The 13153-nt window shown below is 68.4% G+C and carries 12 protein-coding genes and 1 pseudogene; 2 read left to right on the forward strand and 11 right to left on the reverse strand.

Annotated elements, in window-relative coordinates; all coding sequences use genetic code 11:
* Positions 1 to 28: 28 nt before the first annotated feature.
* Positions 29 to 1714, reverse strand: a pseudogene (locus GFK26_RS34560) (type VI secretion system Vgr family protein); the annotation flags it as partial.
* A gap of 248 nt (positions 1715 to 1962) precedes the next feature.
* On the opposite strand from GFK26_RS34560, the gene GFK26_RS11975 reads away from it, so the two are divergent.
* On the forward strand, positions 1963 to 2721 hold the full coding sequence (locus tag GFK26_RS11975) for a sulfite exporter TauE/SafE family protein (protein ID WP_153282160.1): 759 nt from the start codon (positions 1963 to 1965) through the stop codon (positions 2719 to 2721).
* A gap of 7 nt (positions 2722 to 2728) precedes the next feature.
* Here the strand turns inward: GFK26_RS11975 and GFK26_RS11980 are convergent, their stop codons facing one another.
* The 4 genes from GFK26_RS11980 to GFK26_RS11995 form a co-directional block, all read right to left on the reverse strand.
* Positions 2729 to 3091, reverse strand: a complete 363-nt coding sequence (locus GFK26_RS11980; RefSeq protein WP_153282161.1) for a DUF1428 domain-containing protein — start codon at positions 3089 to 3091, stop codon at positions 2729 to 2731.
* Between the two features lie 67 nt (positions 3092 to 3158).
* Positions 3159 to 4634, reverse strand: coding sequence for a DHA2 family efflux MFS transporter permease subunit (locus tag GFK26_RS11985; protein WP_153282162.1), 1476 nt, complete (start codon positions 4632 to 4634; stop codon positions 3159 to 3161).
* Positions 4635 to 4683: 49 nt separating this feature from the next.
* Positions 4684 to 5103, reverse strand: coding sequence for a VOC family protein (locus tag GFK26_RS11990; RefSeq protein WP_153282163.1), 420 nt, complete (start codon positions 5101 to 5103; stop codon positions 4684 to 4686).
* Positions 5104 to 5156: 53 nt separating this feature from the next.
* Positions 5157 to 5597 carry a VOC family protein gene (locus GFK26_RS11995; protein ID WP_153282164.1) on the reverse strand — a complete coding sequence of 147 codons (441 nt, stop codon included), beginning with the start codon at positions 5595 to 5597 and terminating at the stop codon, positions 5157 to 5159.
* Between the two features lie 121 nt (positions 5598 to 5718).
* On the opposite strand from GFK26_RS11995, the gene GFK26_RS12000 reads away from it, so the two are divergent.
* The gene (locus GFK26_RS12000) at positions 5719 to 6372 is read left to right on the forward strand and encodes a TetR/AcrR family transcriptional regulator (RefSeq protein ID WP_153282165.1); all 654 of its coding nucleotides are present in this window, start codon (positions 5719 to 5721) and stop codon (positions 6370 to 6372) included.
* Positions 6373 to 6388: 16 nt separating this feature from the next.
* Here the strand turns inward: GFK26_RS12000 and GFK26_RS12005 are convergent, their stop codons facing one another.
* From GFK26_RS12005 to GFK26_RS12030, 6 genes are read right to left on the reverse strand one after another with little or no spacing between them, the layout of a single operon-like run.
* A complete protein-coding gene (locus tag GFK26_RS12005; RefSeq protein ID WP_153282166.1) occupies positions 6389 to 6883 on the reverse strand; it encodes a MarR family winged helix-turn-helix transcriptional regulator in 495 nt (164 codons plus the stop codon).
* A 36-nt stretch (positions 6884 to 6919) separates the two neighbouring features.
* Entirely contained in the window at positions 6920 to 8659 is a 1740-nt protein-coding gene (locus GFK26_RS12010) for an acyl-CoA dehydrogenase family protein (RefSeq protein ID WP_153282167.1), read from the reverse strand.
* A gap of 5 nt (positions 8660 to 8664) precedes the next feature.
* Entirely contained in the window at positions 8665 to 9657 is a 993-nt protein-coding gene (locus GFK26_RS12015) for a Bug family tripartite tricarboxylate transporter substrate binding protein (protein ID WP_153282168.1), read from the reverse strand.
* Between the two features lie 35 nt (positions 9658 to 9692).
* The gene (locus GFK26_RS12020) at positions 9693 to 10457 is read right to left on the reverse strand and encodes an SDR family NAD(P)-dependent oxidoreductase (protein WP_153282169.1); all 765 of its coding nucleotides are present in this window, start codon (positions 10455 to 10457) and stop codon (positions 9693 to 9695) included.
* A 21-nt stretch (positions 10458 to 10478) separates the two neighbouring features.
* Positions 10479 to 12332 carry a feruloyl-CoA synthase gene (locus GFK26_RS12025; protein WP_153282170.1) on the reverse strand — a complete coding sequence of 618 codons (1854 nt, stop codon included), beginning with the start codon at positions 12330 to 12332 and terminating at the stop codon, positions 10479 to 10481.
* Positions 12329 to 13102 (reverse strand): crotonase/enoyl-CoA hydratase family protein, encoded by a 774-nt coding sequence (locus GFK26_RS12030; protein WP_099792730.1) that lies wholly within the window; start codon positions 13100 to 13102, stop codon positions 12329 to 12331. Before GFK26_RS12030 ends, GFK26_RS12025 begins: the two co-directional genes overlap by 4 nt.
* Positions 13103 to 13153: the final 51 nt, after the last annotated feature.

The raw sequence follows: 13153 nt of genomic DNA on the forward strand, positions 1-13153 counted from the left end.
CGACGACGGGGCGGTCGATGTCGCCGTGATGGAACTCCACCAGCACTTCCTGGCCCACGCGTGGCAGGCTCATCTGGCCCCAGTTGTCGCCGGCGGCGCTGGCGGCCACGCGCACCCAGGCGCCGAGGCGGTCGGCGGCGGGGGCGTTGTCCTGGCCGTCGGTGCGCGACTGGCGTGCGCTGGACGCACTGCCGCGCTGCCAGTGGAATTGCACTTTGATGCGGTGGTCGCGGTCGGTGTGGACCGGGGCATCGGTGCCACCCACGCCGATGACGATGGCGCTCTGGCTGCCGTGCACGCTGGGCTTGGGGTGGATGCGCTGGCCATGGCCGTCCAGGCTCAGCGGCCGATAAGGGATGGCCGCGCGCACGGTGGTGAATTCGTTGCGGTAGTGGGTGACGGCGTCTGCTTTTGCATCGGCGTTGCCGCTGTCGACCTTTGCATCGAGCTCGGTGGCGATGTCGGGCAGGCCCAGTCGCTCGCCGATGCCGGTCTTCAGGTCTTCGTCGAAGTTGTTGCGTGCGATGTGGCGCACGGCGAGCACGGCGAAGCGGCGGTCCTGCTCGCTGTCCTTGTCGTGCTGCTCGTGGCCGCTCAGGGTGAAGGTGGTGGCGGGTGCCAGGGTGCGCACGGCGCTGCGGCCTTCGAAGCGCTTGTTGCGCAGCTCCAGTGCCTGCAGCGCGTTGGCCAGCAGGCGCTCACCTTGTGCACTGGTCTCCCAGCCGTAGGCGCCGGGGTCGTCGCTCCAGTGCAAGGTGCGCTGGCCCGCGGCGCGGCTTTGCTGTTGCACGGGGCGCGCGCTCACGCTCTTGTAGTCCCAGCTGTGCTGCGCGAGGCTGTTGGTCTGCAGCTGACGGTGGCCGCGCCACTGCTGGATGGTGTCTTCGCGCTCGCTGGCATCGGCGCGGTGGAAGCGGATGGTGGCTTGCGGGTTGGCACGGAAGGCGCCGGCGTGGTCGGCGATGACGAGCGTGTGGTTGCCCAGGGCGCCGTCTTTGCCGGTGGCGTGTTCGAACCAGTAGTACAGGCCTTCTTCGGCCAGCAGGCGCGCGACGAAGTCGAAGTCGCTCTCCTGGTACTGGGTGGTGATGCCGCGCACAGGGTAGATGTCGCGCTGCGCGATCTCCCAGCGCCACTGCGGCACGAGCTGGCCCTGGCTCTGGTAGCGCCCGAACACGGCATCGACGATGTCGAACACGCTCTGGTGCTGGAACAGGCAACTGTCCTGCCGATACCTCAGGAAGGCCATCCACGGTTCGATGACGAGCCGGTAGCGCGCCATGCCGCCGTTGCTCGACACGCACTCGGCCTCGCTCACATGGCCGTGGAAGGGGCGCAGTTCGGTGCGGCTTTGCGCGGTCTGCAGGTCCAGGCGCACGCCCTGGCCGATGAGGGTCTTGAGTTCGATGTGGGCGTCGTCGCTCAGCGCGGTGAGTTCGAAGCGAAAGCCACCGCTGTCGATGCGCTCGATGCCTTCGAGGCGTTCAGCCAGCAGTTTGTTCGCACCCAGTGGTGTGTGCAGCACCAGAAGCCGGTGATGCTGGGTCGTGCCCGCGCGCAGCTGCGCTGCGAACGCGTTCGCGCTGAAGATCGTCATGTTTTTTCTTCTCCCCCTGTGACGGCCGTTCCGCGGTGTCGCATCGCCTTGGCGGCGATGCAGCGGTCGGCCGCATCCGATCAATTCTGCGTGGGAGAGGGCTGGAAGTCGGTGCATTTCCGCATGGGAAGCACACGACTCGCGCCGGCTTTTTCACAGGTGTGGCGCGTCGGGCGCCGGGTGTGCGCTGTGCGCCATTGCGCCTTTGCATGTGTGCGTTGGCTTCGACTTCGCGCCCGGCCCGCAACAGCCATCGGCGGGCGTCTGGTTCCCGGCAGCCCGCCGGCAGGAATCAGGGCTTCCTGCTACGCTCCCGCACGGCCCGCCTGCCCCTGGCGGGCTTTTTTCTGCGCTCGCACTTTCCCATGGTTTTTCCCCTCATCACCGACCCGTCGTTCTACGCGGTCGCCGTTCCCGCCGTGCTGCTGCTCGGCATCAGCAAGAGCGGCTTCGGCGCCGGTTTCGGGTCGCTGGCCGTGCCGATGATGGCGCTGGCCGTCACCGTGCCGCAGGCGGCGGCCATCCTGATGCCGCTGTTGCTGCTCATGGACCTGCTCGGCCTGGCCGCGTTCCGGCGCGACTTCGACCGCTCGCTGCTGAAGTTTCTGATTCCGTTCGGGCTGGTCGGCACGGTGATCGGCACGCTGCTGTTTCGCGTGCTGTCGGCCCACACGGTGGCGGGCATCGTGGGTGTGTTCACGCTGGTGTTTCTGGCGCAGCGACTGGCGTTCCCGCCCAAGCCCAACGACCCGCTGCCGTCGCGCGCGGTGGGTGCGGTGCTCACGGCGGTGTCGGGCTTCACCAGCTTCATCGCGCATGCGGGCGGGCCGCCGATCAATGCCTACGTGATCCCGTTGAAGCTCAAGCCGGTGGTGTTCACGGCGACGATGGCCTACTTCTTCTTCGTGGTGAATCTCAGCAAGTGGATTCCCTACGCGTGGCTCGGCCTGCTCGACTTTCGCACGATGGCCACCTCGCTCGTGCTGATGCCGATCGCACCGCTGGGCGTGTGGATCGGCATCCGCATTGCACGCCGCATCGATGCGACGTGGTTCTATCGCTTCGTCTATCTGGGCATGCTGCTCACGGGCCTCAAGCTCGTCTACGACGGCTTCCTGGCCTGAGAAAGCATCAAAGTTCCACGATCGATTTGAAGCCGCCGAAGATCATCCGTTTGCCGTCGAACGGCAGGTTCTTCATGTCCATCATGGCCTCCAGGCGCGGGTCGGCCATGACCTTCTTGTTGATCGTGTCACGTTGCTTGCGCGACTTGTAGGTGATCCACGAGAAGGCCACGGTCTCGTCGGCCTTGAGCTTCACGCTTTGAGGGAACGACGTGAGCTTGCCGGGCTTCACGTCGTCGGCGATGCACTCCACGTACTCGAGCGCGCCGTACTCCATCCAGACCTTGCCGGCCTTGCGTGCCAGCTTGCGGTAGGCCTCGACGTTCTTGGTGGGAATGGCAACGATGAATCCGTCTACATAGCGAGCCATGAGTGATCTCCTGAACAAGGGATAGAAACGTTGAAAAAGAAAAAGCGGGGGCTGCATGGCGCCGTCGTCACGACGACGCCGTCTTGCCCGCCGCGCCCGAGGCCGACGCTGCTTCGTTGTTGTTCTGGGTGTGTCCCGGCGCGGCCGGGCGAAGCAGCAAGACCCCGATCAGACCCGCCGCCGCCGCGAACACGGCGCCGACAAGGAATGCCAGGTTGTAGCCACCGTTGAGCGCCAGCGGCATCGCCGCGCCCGCGGTGGCCATGGCGGTGGTGCGTGCCGCCGCGGCGCTGGCCAGCACGGCCAGGCCCAGGGCGCCGCCCATCATGAAGGCTGTGTTGACCACGCCCGAGGCCAGGCCCGAGTCGCTTGGGTCGACCTCGCTCATGGCCGCCAGCAGCACCGGGTTGAAGGCCATGCCCGCGCCCAGACCGAGCAGCACCATGCCGGGCAGCACGTCGAGCACGAAGCTGCCGTTGACCGGTGCGCGTGCGAACAGCGCCAGCCCGATGGCCGCGAGCCACAGGCCCGCCGCCAGTGGCTTGCGGATGCCGAAGCGCATCACGATCTTGGCCGACAGGCCGAGCGAGAACACCGCCATGATCACGTTGGCCGGCAGGAAGGCCAGCCCGATCTGCATCGGCGTGTACTGCAGCACCAGCTGCATGTACAGCGCCGAGATGAAGAACCACGCGAACATGGCCGCGGCCCACAGCACGCCCACCACGTTGGCCACCGACACGCTGCGCAGCTTGAAGAGGCTCAGCGGCATCAGCGGATGCTTCACGCGTGCCTCGATGGCGATGAAGGCGGCCAGCAGCACCACGGCCGCACCGAGCAGCGCGATCGTCTGCGTGGAGCTCCAGCCCGCTTCATTGCCGTTGACCACGCCGTACACCGCGAGCATCAGCGACGCGGTGACGGTGATGGCACCGGCCACGTCGAGCTTTTCGCCGTGCGCATGGCCGCGTGCGTTCGGCAGCAGCGCCACGCACAGCGCGTACACCGCGACGCCGATCGGCAGGTTGACCAGGAAGATCCAGTGCCAGCTCAGCGTGCTCGTGAGCAGGCCGCCCAGCAGCACGCCGATGCTGCCGCCGCCTGCGCACACGAAGCCGTACACGCCCATCGCCTTGGCGCGGTCGGCCGGCTCGGTGAAGAGATTCATGATCAGCGAGAGCGCCACGGCCGACACCACCGCGCCGCCCAGGCCCTGCACCGCGCGCGCCGCCACCAGCAGGCCCTGCGAGGTCGAGATCCCGCAGGCCAGCGAGGCCAGCGTGAACAGCACCAGGCCCGCGAGGAACACGCGGCGGTGGCCGTACAGGTCGCCCAGCCGACCGCCCAGCAGCAGGAAGCCGCCGAAGGTCAGCATGTAGGCGTTCACCACCCAGACCAATGACGTCTCTGAGAAGCCGAGGTCGGTGCGGATCGAAGGCAGCGCCACGTTCACGATCGTGGTGTCGAGCACGATCATCAGCACGCCCAGGCACAGCACCATCAGGGCGAGCCAGCGCTTTCGGTTGTCGAGAGGTTCGGTCATGGAAGGTGCTTCCTGCGAAGAAGAAAAAAGGACAGAGGGGCGGCTCCGCTCAGACCAGCGCCTTGCCGCCGTTGATGAGCCAGGGCGTGCCGAAGCGGTCGGTCACCATGCCGAAGCCTTCGACCCAGAAGGTCTTCTCGAAGGGCATGCCGACCGAGCCGCCGTCGGCGAAGGCGTCGAAGATGCGCCGCGCCTCGGCCACGGTGTCGAGCGTGAGCGCCACGCCGAAGCCCTTCATGCCTTCATAGGACTGGCCGGGCATGCTGTCGGAGGCCATGAGCAGGCCCTCGCCGTAGGCCAGCGACGCATGCATGATCCGCTTCTTGGCGTCGGCCGGCATCTGCTCGGTGCCGGGCGCTTCGCCGACGGTCATCATCATCTGCATCGTGCCGCGCAGCGTCTTCTCGTAGAAGCGCATGGCCTCGGCGGCGTTGCCGTCGAACGTGAGGTAAGCGTTGATGGGGGACATGAGAGTTCCTTGGATGTGAGAGGGTGAGTCAACAAAAAAAGCAGGCGCGCACGTCACGCGACGGCCGGGTCTGCCACCAGCAGCCAGCCCACGCCGAAGCGGTCGCTGAGCATGCCGAAGCTGGTCGTGAAGAAGGTCGGCGTCAGCGGCTGGATCACCTGACCACCGTCGGCCAGCGCGTCGAACCACTTGCGGACGTCGGCGTCGTTGCCGGCCGACAGCGACAACATGATTCCCTTGAACTCCGCGTCGCCCGAGCAGCTGCCGTCGGACAGCATGAGTTCGGTTTGGCCGACGCGCAAGACCGAATGCATCACTTTGTCAGGGCTGGGCATGCCGCCGGCGCAACCGGCTTCGGCGTTGCCCTCGGGGTCGCCGGCCGGCGCCTCGCTGTAGCGCATCAGCTGCACGACTTCGGCGCCGAGCGCCTTTTTGTAGAAGGCAATCGCTTCGTCGCAACGACCTTCGAAGGACAGGTAAGACTGGACTTTCATGGCGTTTCCTTTTGGGTGGGTTACGGGCACAACGGGTCTGCGCGAAAACAATGGAATTACTTTGTGTACACCGTCCACAAAGAATAGCAGAGATAATGGACAGTGTCCACATGGAGTCGCGATGAAGCTCAACAACGTTCCCGAAAGCCTGCCGCCCGCGCGCAGCACCTACCGCCACGGCGACTTGCGCCGCGCGCTGCTGGATGCCGGCATCGAACTGGCGCGGGACGGCGGCCCCAGTGCCGTGGTGCTGCGCGAGGCCACGCGCCGCGTGGGCGTGGTGCCGAATGCGGCCTACCGCCACTTCGCGAGCCGACACGACCTGCTGCTGGCGGTGCGCGCCGCGGCGTTGTCGGAGGCGGCCAAGGCGATGGAAGGCGAACTCGCCGTGCTGCCCTGCGACCAGCCGCCCGCCGACTTCGCACGCGCCCAGGTGCGCGCCATCGGCACCGCCTACCTGCGCTTTGCGCAGGCGCAGCCGGGGCTGTTTCGCACGGCCTTCGTGGTGTCGGAAGACGCGCAGGGCGACGTCGGTCCCGACGGCGCGGGCGCCAGCGGCATGAACCCGTTCGAGCTGCTGGGCGCGGCCGTCGATCGGCTCGTGGACGCGGGCCTGCTCGACCCGGAGCGGCGTCCGGGCGCCGAGTACCTCGCCTGGTCGGCGGTGCACGGGCTGGCGCTGCTCATCATCGACGGCCCGCTGCGCGGGGTCGACGCGGCGGCCACGCATGCGCTCGGACAGCGCCTCATCGACATGGTGGAACGCGGCCTGTAATCGCCGCGTTCAAAGCTCAGAGATAGATCTTCTGCAGCAGCTTGATCAGCGTCTCACGCTCGCGCGCGCTGAGGCGGCTGCTGGCTTCGGTCTCGAGCTGCACCACGGCCTGCTCGGCCTCGCGAATGAGCGTCTCGCCGGTCGGCGTGAGGTGCAGGCCGACGGCGCGGCCGTCGTGCGGATGCGGCCGGCGCTCGATGAGGCCGCGGCTGTCCAGCGCGGCCACCAGGCTCACGAGGTTGGGCGGCAGGATGTCCAGCGTGTTGCACAGCTGCCGCGAGGTGGCGCCGGGGTTGTGCGCCAGCAGCGAGAGCACCGAGAAGTCGATCTGCTTGAGGCCGTAGGGCGCCATGCGGTCGGCGAACACGGTGCTCACGATCAGCCAGGCGCGGCGGGCGTTGTAGCCGACCAGTCCTTCGAGCACGCGGGCGTCGAGCCGATCCGACCGGGGGGGCGGCGCGGCGGCAGTGTCGGTCCTGGCGGACGTTTTTTTCGCGGGAGAAGGAGGCATGCGGCGAGCGTAACCGCGCGTTGCTTTCTCGGACAACTAGCGTGACGCCTCTTGTGCGGAATGCGCCAGTGCGACACCCTCACAAGCCCGTTTCACGATGCCCAGCCGCATCTCGAATTCGGGCAGCACCCAGCGCCGGAAGGCCGCCGCGGCGCGAACGCGATCCGCATCAGCTGGCGCGGCCACTTCGATGCGGGCCCAGGCCCACGCCATCAGCGTGAGCATCACCACGCGCAGGAAGTCGTCGGCCACCTCGTACGGCAGCACGGGGTTGGCATGCGCCGCCATCGCCACCGTGGTGCCGAGGTAACGCAGCTGCGCCAGCCGGCGCTGCACATCGGCATCAGCCTCGCGCGAGGCATCGAGCGTGTCGCGCAATTCGAGCAGCACGGCCGACAGGGCCGCGCCGCCGTCGGGCAGCACCTTGCGCACCAGCAGGTCGATGGCCTGGATCTCATTGGTGCCTTCGTAGATCATGGTCACGCGCGCGTCGCGCACCACTTGCTCCACGCCCCATTCGCGCACGTAGCCGTGGCCGCCGAACACCTGCAGGCATTCGCTCGCGCCGTGGAAAGCCTGGTGCGTGCAGGCGGCCTTGAGCACCGGCGTGACGAGCGAGCACCAGCGCTGCGCGCGTTCGTGCGCCTTGGGGTCGGCGTCGTGCGTGGCGATGTCGAGCATCAGCGCGCTGCGGTAGGCCAGCGTGCGCGCGCCGTCGATCCAGGCGCGCTGCGTGTCGAGGATGCGGCGCACGGCCGGGTGCTCGGCGATCAGGTCGGCCACTTCGCTGCCGCGGCTCGCGGGCATGGCGCCGGGCGCGCGCATCTGGCGGCGCTCGGCGGCGTAGGCGTCGGCCTTCTGCCACGCGGCGTCGAGCAGGCCGATGCCTTGCAGCGCGACATGCAGGCGCGCCGCGTTCATCATCACGAACATCGCGGCCAGCCCGCGCCCGGGCTCGCCGACCAGCCAACCGGTGGCGTCGTCGAAGCGCATCGTGCAGGTCGGGCTGCCGTGCAGGCCCATCTTTTCCTCGATGCGCTCGCAGTGCACCGCGTTGCGTGCGCCGTCGGGCAGCACCTTGGGCACGAGCGCCAGCGACAGGCCCTTGGGCCCAGCCGGTGCGTCAGGCAAACGGCACAGCAGGAGGTGCACGATGTTCGGCGTGAGGTCGTGCTCACCGCCCGAAATGAAGATCTTGCTGCCGTTCACGCGCACGCTGCCGTCGGCCTGCGCCGTGGCGCGCGTGCGCACTTGGCCGAGGTCGCTGCCGGCGTGGGCTTCGGTGAGGCACATGGTCGCGAGCCATTCGCCGGTCGCGATCTTCTGCAGATAGCGACCTTTCAATTCGTCGCTGCCGTGGTGCTTGAGGCAGGCGTAGGCGCCGTGCAGCAGCCCCGGCGCCATGGTGAAGCCGTGGTTCGCGGCGCTGAGCCATTCGTAAAGGACGGCTTCGAGCACCGCCGGCAGGCCCTGGCCGCCGTCTTCGGGTGCGGCCGATAGCGCAGGCCAGCCGCCATCCACGAAGGCCTGGTAGGCCGCGCGAAAGCCCGGTGGCGTGACGACTTCGCCGTTGTCGAAACGACAGCCGACTTCATCGCCCTCGCGATTGATCGGCGCGATCACCTCGCCGACGAAGCGCGCGGCTTCTTCGAGCACCTGTGACTGCAGCGCCTCGTCGACCTCCGAAAAGGGCGCGAGTGCACGCAGGCGCGTGGGCGCATCGAGCACCGCGTTCAAAAGAAAGCGGACGTCTTCGGGGCGGGGCTGGTAGTGCATCGGTCTCAGGACTCGGCAGTGAAGCCGATCTTCTTGACCAGCGGACCCCAGCGCTCGTATTCGGACTGCAGCGACTTCTTCATCTCCTCGGGCGAAGAGCCATGCGCGATGAGACCGACCGACAGCAGGCCGTCGGCCACGGCCTTGTCCTTCAGCGCGGCCTGGATCGCGGTGCTCGCGACAGCGATGGTCGCGGCCGGCGTCTTGGCCGGTGCGAAGAAACCGAACCACTCGTCGGCCACGATCTCGGGGAAGCCCTGCTCGGTGAAGGTGGGCACGTCGGGCAGGTAGGCGGGGCGCTGCGCACCCGAGGTGGCGAGCACGCGCAGCTTGCCGGCCTTGGCGAACGGCAGGCAGTCGCCGGCGGGTGTGAGGCAGGAGGCGATCTGGCCGCCCACCACGTCGTTGATGCCGGGCAGTGAACCGCGGTAGGGCACGTGGCGCAGATCGGCGCCGGTGCTCAGGCCCAGCAGCGCGCCCAGGAAGTGCGGCGTGGAGCCCGCACCCGGCGAGCCGTAGCTGGCCTGGCCAGGGTTGGCCTTGGCCCAGGTGATGTAGTCCTTGAGCGTCTTCACGCTGGCCGGCACCATCGGGCCGACGGCCAGGCCGTGCGTCATCACGGCGCCGATCGAGATGGGCGCGAAGTCGGCGATGCCGTAGCTGAGCTTGGTGTAGATGTGCGGATAGGTCGACAGCGCCGAAGCCTGCGCGAGACACAGCACCGAGCCGTCGGCCGGCGAGGTCTTGAGCGTGTCGAGCGCGATGCGCCCGCCCGCGCCGGGCTTGTTCTCGACCACCGGGTTGGTGGCGGTGAAGGGCGTGTTGCCCAGCTTGTCGGCCACGCGGCGGGCCACGCTGTCGCCCGCGCTGCCGGCCGGGAAGCCGTAATAGATCTTCACCTGCTGCTGCACCGCCTGGGCGAGTGCGGCAAGGGGATGCAATGCGGCGAGCGCGGCGGTGCCGCCGAGCGCCGTCATGAGTTGGCGTCGAGTGGTCATGGTCTTGTCTCCTGGTTTTTAGGTGCGGACGGGAATCAGCGCGGCGCCATGCGCAAGGCGCCGTCGAGGCGAATCACTTCGCCGTTGAGATGGCCGTTCGTCACGATGTGGCAGGCCAGCTCGGCAAATTCCGACGGCTTGCCCAGGCGCGGCGGGAACGGGATCGACGCGGCCAATGAGTGCTGCACGGCCTCGGGCAGCTCCAGCAGCAGCGGCGTGGCAAAGAGGCCGGGCGCCACGGTGCACACGCGGATGGCGTGCTGCGCGAGGTCGCGCGCCATCGGCAGGGTCATGCCGACCAGGCCGCCCTTCGACGCGCTGTAGGCCTGCTGCCCGACCTGCCCGTCGAAGGCTGCGACGGAAGCGGTGAAGAGCATCACGCCCTTCTCGCCGTTGTCGAGCGCGTCGAGCTTCGCGCAGCGCGCGGCGAACAGGCGCGCCATGTTGTAGCCACCGATCAGGTTGATGTTGACCACGCGCACGAAGTCTTCGAGGGGCGCGGGGTTGCCGTCCTTGCCGACGATGCGCTTGGCGCTTCCGATGCCGGCGACGTTCATCAAGATGCGCGCAGGGCCGTGTGCGGCGGCTGCCTTGTCGAGCGCGGCGTTCACGCTGTCGGTGTCGGTGATGTCGCAGACGCAGGCGACGCCGCCGATCTCCGCGGCCACCTTCTCCGCCAACGCGGCATTGCGGTCGAGCACGGCGACCTTGGCGCCCAGGCGCGCGAGTTCGCGCGCGGTGGCCTCACCGAGGCCCGAGGCCCCGCCGGTGACGAGTGCGGCTTGTCCTTCGATCTTCATGGGTGTGTCTCCTGACTGGGGTTAGCGGGGCTTGAGCGTGAAAGGCAGCGTGTCGGCGTGCAGCGCATCGGCCAGCGCGGCGCGGTGCTTGAGCACGGCGCGCTGGTTGATGGAGCCCTTGTCGGTCACTTCGCCCTTGTCGATCGACGGCGGCTCGGCCATCAGATGCAGCCGCGCGATGCGGTTGGCGCTGCCGGTGCCCATGGCGGCCAGGTCGTTGGCCACCTGCTGGAAGTGCGCCTGCACGGGCGCGCTTTCGAGCACCTGCTGCATCGTCGCGTCGGCGCTCAGCCCGGCGAGCTGGCGCACCTTCTGCGTCGGGAAGATCAGCGCGCCGACTTCCTTCAGGTTGATGCCCGTGAGCACCGCGTCCTGCACATAGGGCGAGCCGGCCGCGATGATCTTTGCGCGCAGCGGGCCCACGCTCACGAAGGTGCCGGTGGCGAGCTTGAAGTCTTCGGCGATGCGGCCGTCGAAGCGCAGGCCGCGGTGGATGTCGTCGTCGGCGATCCACTTCACCGCATCGCCGGTCGAGAAGAAGCCTTCCTCGTCGAAGGCCTCCGCCGTGGCCTCGGGCGCGCGCCAGTAGCCGGGCGTGATGTTGGGGCCGCGGTAGCGCACCTCGGTCTTGCCGTCGACCTCGATCAGCTTGAGCTCGATGCCGGGCGCGGGCAGGCCCACGTCGCCCGACTTCACATCGGGGCCGGTCACGTACAGCGCGAAGGGGCCCGACTCGGTCATGCCCAGGCCGGTGCCCATGACGATGCGCTCGCCGACTTCCGCTTCCTGCGTGCGGTGCAGGCTGTCCCACACGGGCTGCGCGAGTGCGGCACCCGAGTAAAAGAACATCTTCACGCGCGACAGCAGGTTGCGGCGCAGCACGCCGTCGGTTTCCATCGCGTTCGCGATCGCCTCGAAGCCGGTGGGCACGTTGAAGTAGATGGTGGGCGCGATCTCGCGCAGGTTGCGCAGCGTCTCGGCCATGCCGGCGGGCGTGGGCTTGCCGTCGTCGATGTACAGCGTGCCGCCGTTGTCCAGCACGATGCCCACGTTGTGGTTGCCGCCGAAGGTGTGGTTCCAGGGCAGCCAGTCGACCAGCACCGGCGGCTCGTCGCCCAAAGCGGGAATCGACTGGCGCAGCTGCTGCTGGTTGGCGCACCACATGCGGTGCGTGTTGATCACCGCCTTGGGCATCTTGGTCGAGCCCGAGGTGAAGAGGAACTTGGTGATGGTGTCAGGGCCGGTGGCCTGCATCGCCGCATCGATGGCGGGCGTGGCCGGCGTGGAAGCGAGCACGTCGAAGCGCGTGGTGGCGCGGCCCGCGAGCGTGCCTTCGGCGAGCACGACCTCGGTGCCGGCGGGCACGGTGGCTTCGATGGCGCGGGCGAAGCGTGCGGCGTCAGAAGCGAACACCAGGCCGGGCGTGAGCGTGTCGAACACGTGGCGCAGCTTGTCGAAGTCCTGGCTCACGATCGAGTAGGGCGGCGACACCGGGCAGTAGGGCACGCCGGCGTAGAGGCAGCCCAGCGCAAGCAGCGCGTGCTCGATGCCGTTCTCGCTGAGGATCGCAACCGGGCGCTCGGCGTTCAGGCCGCGATCGAGCAGGGCTTGTCCGATACCGCGCGCTTCTTCCAGCGCCTGCGCATAGCTCACGCGCAGCCAGTCGCCGGTGCGGCCGTCGGCCAGCCGTTCGCGGCGCGCGATGAAGGTGCGTTCGGGCGCGACCTGCGCCCAGTGCGCGAGCCGGTCGGTCATGCGTTCGCGGTAGGCCTGCAGCGGCGTCTCGGCCGTGAGGTAGCGCGTGCCCGGCGCGCCGTCGCGCAGCAGCGCGCGCGTCACGCCGAAGGCCAGCGGGCGGTAGCGGACGGCGGTCATCCCTTGCTCACCTTCGCGCCGCGGCCTTCGAGGAAATCGCGCACGCGTTCCTTGGCCTCGGGCGCGGCCTGGACGATGCCCGACATCAGCGCCTCGGTGAAGAAGCCGTGGTCGGCCGATTGCTCGGCGATGCGCGGCAGGGCGTGCATCAGCGCGTAGTTGGTGAGCGGCGCGTTGGTGGCGATGCGCTTGGCGAGCTCGAAGGCCTTGTCGAAGGCGGTGCCTTCGTCAACCAGGTACTGCGCGAAGTTGGCGCGCTCGCCGTCTTCGGCGTTGTAGACGCGGCCCGTCATCATCATGTCGGTCATGCGGGCCACGCCGATCAGCTTGGGGATGCGCACCGAGCCACCACCGCCCACGAAGATGCCGCGCGAGCCTTCGGGCAGCGCGTAGAAGGTCGAGCGGTCGGCCACGCGGATGTGGCAGGCGGTCGCCAGTTCGAGCCCGCCGCCCACCACCGCGCCGTGCAGCGCCGCCACCACCGGCACCGGGCCGTGCTGGATCAGGTCGAGCGCGCTGTGCCACAGGCGCGAGTGCTGCATGCCCTGGCCGGCGTCGCGCTCCTTGAGCTCGCTCAGGTCGAGGCCGGCGCAGAAATGCGGGCCCTCGCCGTCGAGCACGGCCGCGCGCACGGTGGCGGGCAGCGTCTCGAAGGTGTTGCGCAGCGCGAGGATCAGGCCGTCGGACAGCGCGTTGCGTTTGGCGCCGCGCGTGAGGCGAACGATGGCGACGTCGTCGCGGATGTCGAGGTGGAGGTCTGGATGGGTCATGAGGGTGTCCGGGGTTGCGTTGGATTATGGTTATGAGAAATAATCAATTCA

The organism is Variovorax paradoxus (assembly GCF_009498455.1).
Classification (GTDB): domain Bacteria; phylum Pseudomonadota; class Gammaproteobacteria; order Burkholderiales; family Burkholderiaceae_C; genus Variovorax; species Variovorax paradoxus_H.

What these genes read in the sequence shown, in the direction of transcription:
- GFK26_RS11975 (WP_153282160.1), top strand. Translation starts at nt 1,963, where the DNA reads ATGGTTTTTCCCCTCATCACCGACCCGTCGTTCTACGCGGTCGCCGTT.
- GFK26_RS11980 (WP_153282161.1), bottom strand. Translation starts at nt 3,091, where the DNA reads ATGGCTCGCTATGTAGACGGATTCATCGTTGCCATTCCCACCAAGAAC.
- GFK26_RS11985 (WP_153282162.1), bottom strand. Translation starts at nt 4,634, where the DNA reads ATGACCGAACCTCTCGACAACCGAAAGCGCTGGCTCGCCCTGATGGTG.
- GFK26_RS11990 (WP_153282163.1), bottom strand. Translation starts at nt 5,103, where the DNA reads ATGTCCCCCATCAACGCTTACCTCACGTTCGACGGCAACGCCGCCGAG.
- GFK26_RS11995 (WP_153282164.1), bottom strand. Translation starts at nt 5,597, where the DNA reads ATGAAAGTCCAGTCTTACCTGTCCTTCGAAGGTCGTTGCGACGAAGCG.
- GFK26_RS12000 (WP_153282165.1), top strand. Translation starts at nt 5,719, where the DNA reads ATGAAGCTCAACAACGTTCCCGAAAGCCTGCCGCCCGCGCGCAGCACC.
- GFK26_RS12005 (WP_153282166.1), bottom strand. Translation starts at nt 6,883, where the DNA reads ATGCCTCCTTCTCCCGCGAAAAAAACGTCCGCCAGGACCGACACTGCC.
- GFK26_RS12010 (WP_153282167.1), bottom strand. Translation starts at nt 8,659, where the DNA reads ATGCACTACCAGCCCCGCCCCGAAGACGTCCGCTTTCTTTTGAACGCG.
- GFK26_RS12015 (WP_153282168.1), bottom strand. Translation starts at nt 9,657, where the DNA reads ATGACCACTCGACGCCAACTCATGACGGCGCTCGGCGGCACCGCCGCG.
- GFK26_RS12020 (WP_153282169.1), bottom strand. Translation starts at nt 10,457, where the DNA reads ATGAAGATCGAAGGACAAGCCGCACTCGTCACCGGCGGGGCCTCGGGC.
- GFK26_RS12025 (WP_153282170.1), bottom strand. Translation starts at nt 12,332, where the DNA reads ATGACCGCCGTCCGCTACCGCCCGCTGGCCTTCGGCGTGACGCGCGCG.
- GFK26_RS12030 (WP_099792730.1), bottom strand. Translation starts at nt 13,102, where the DNA reads ATGACCCATCCAGACCTCCACCTCGACATCCGCGACGACGTCGCCATC.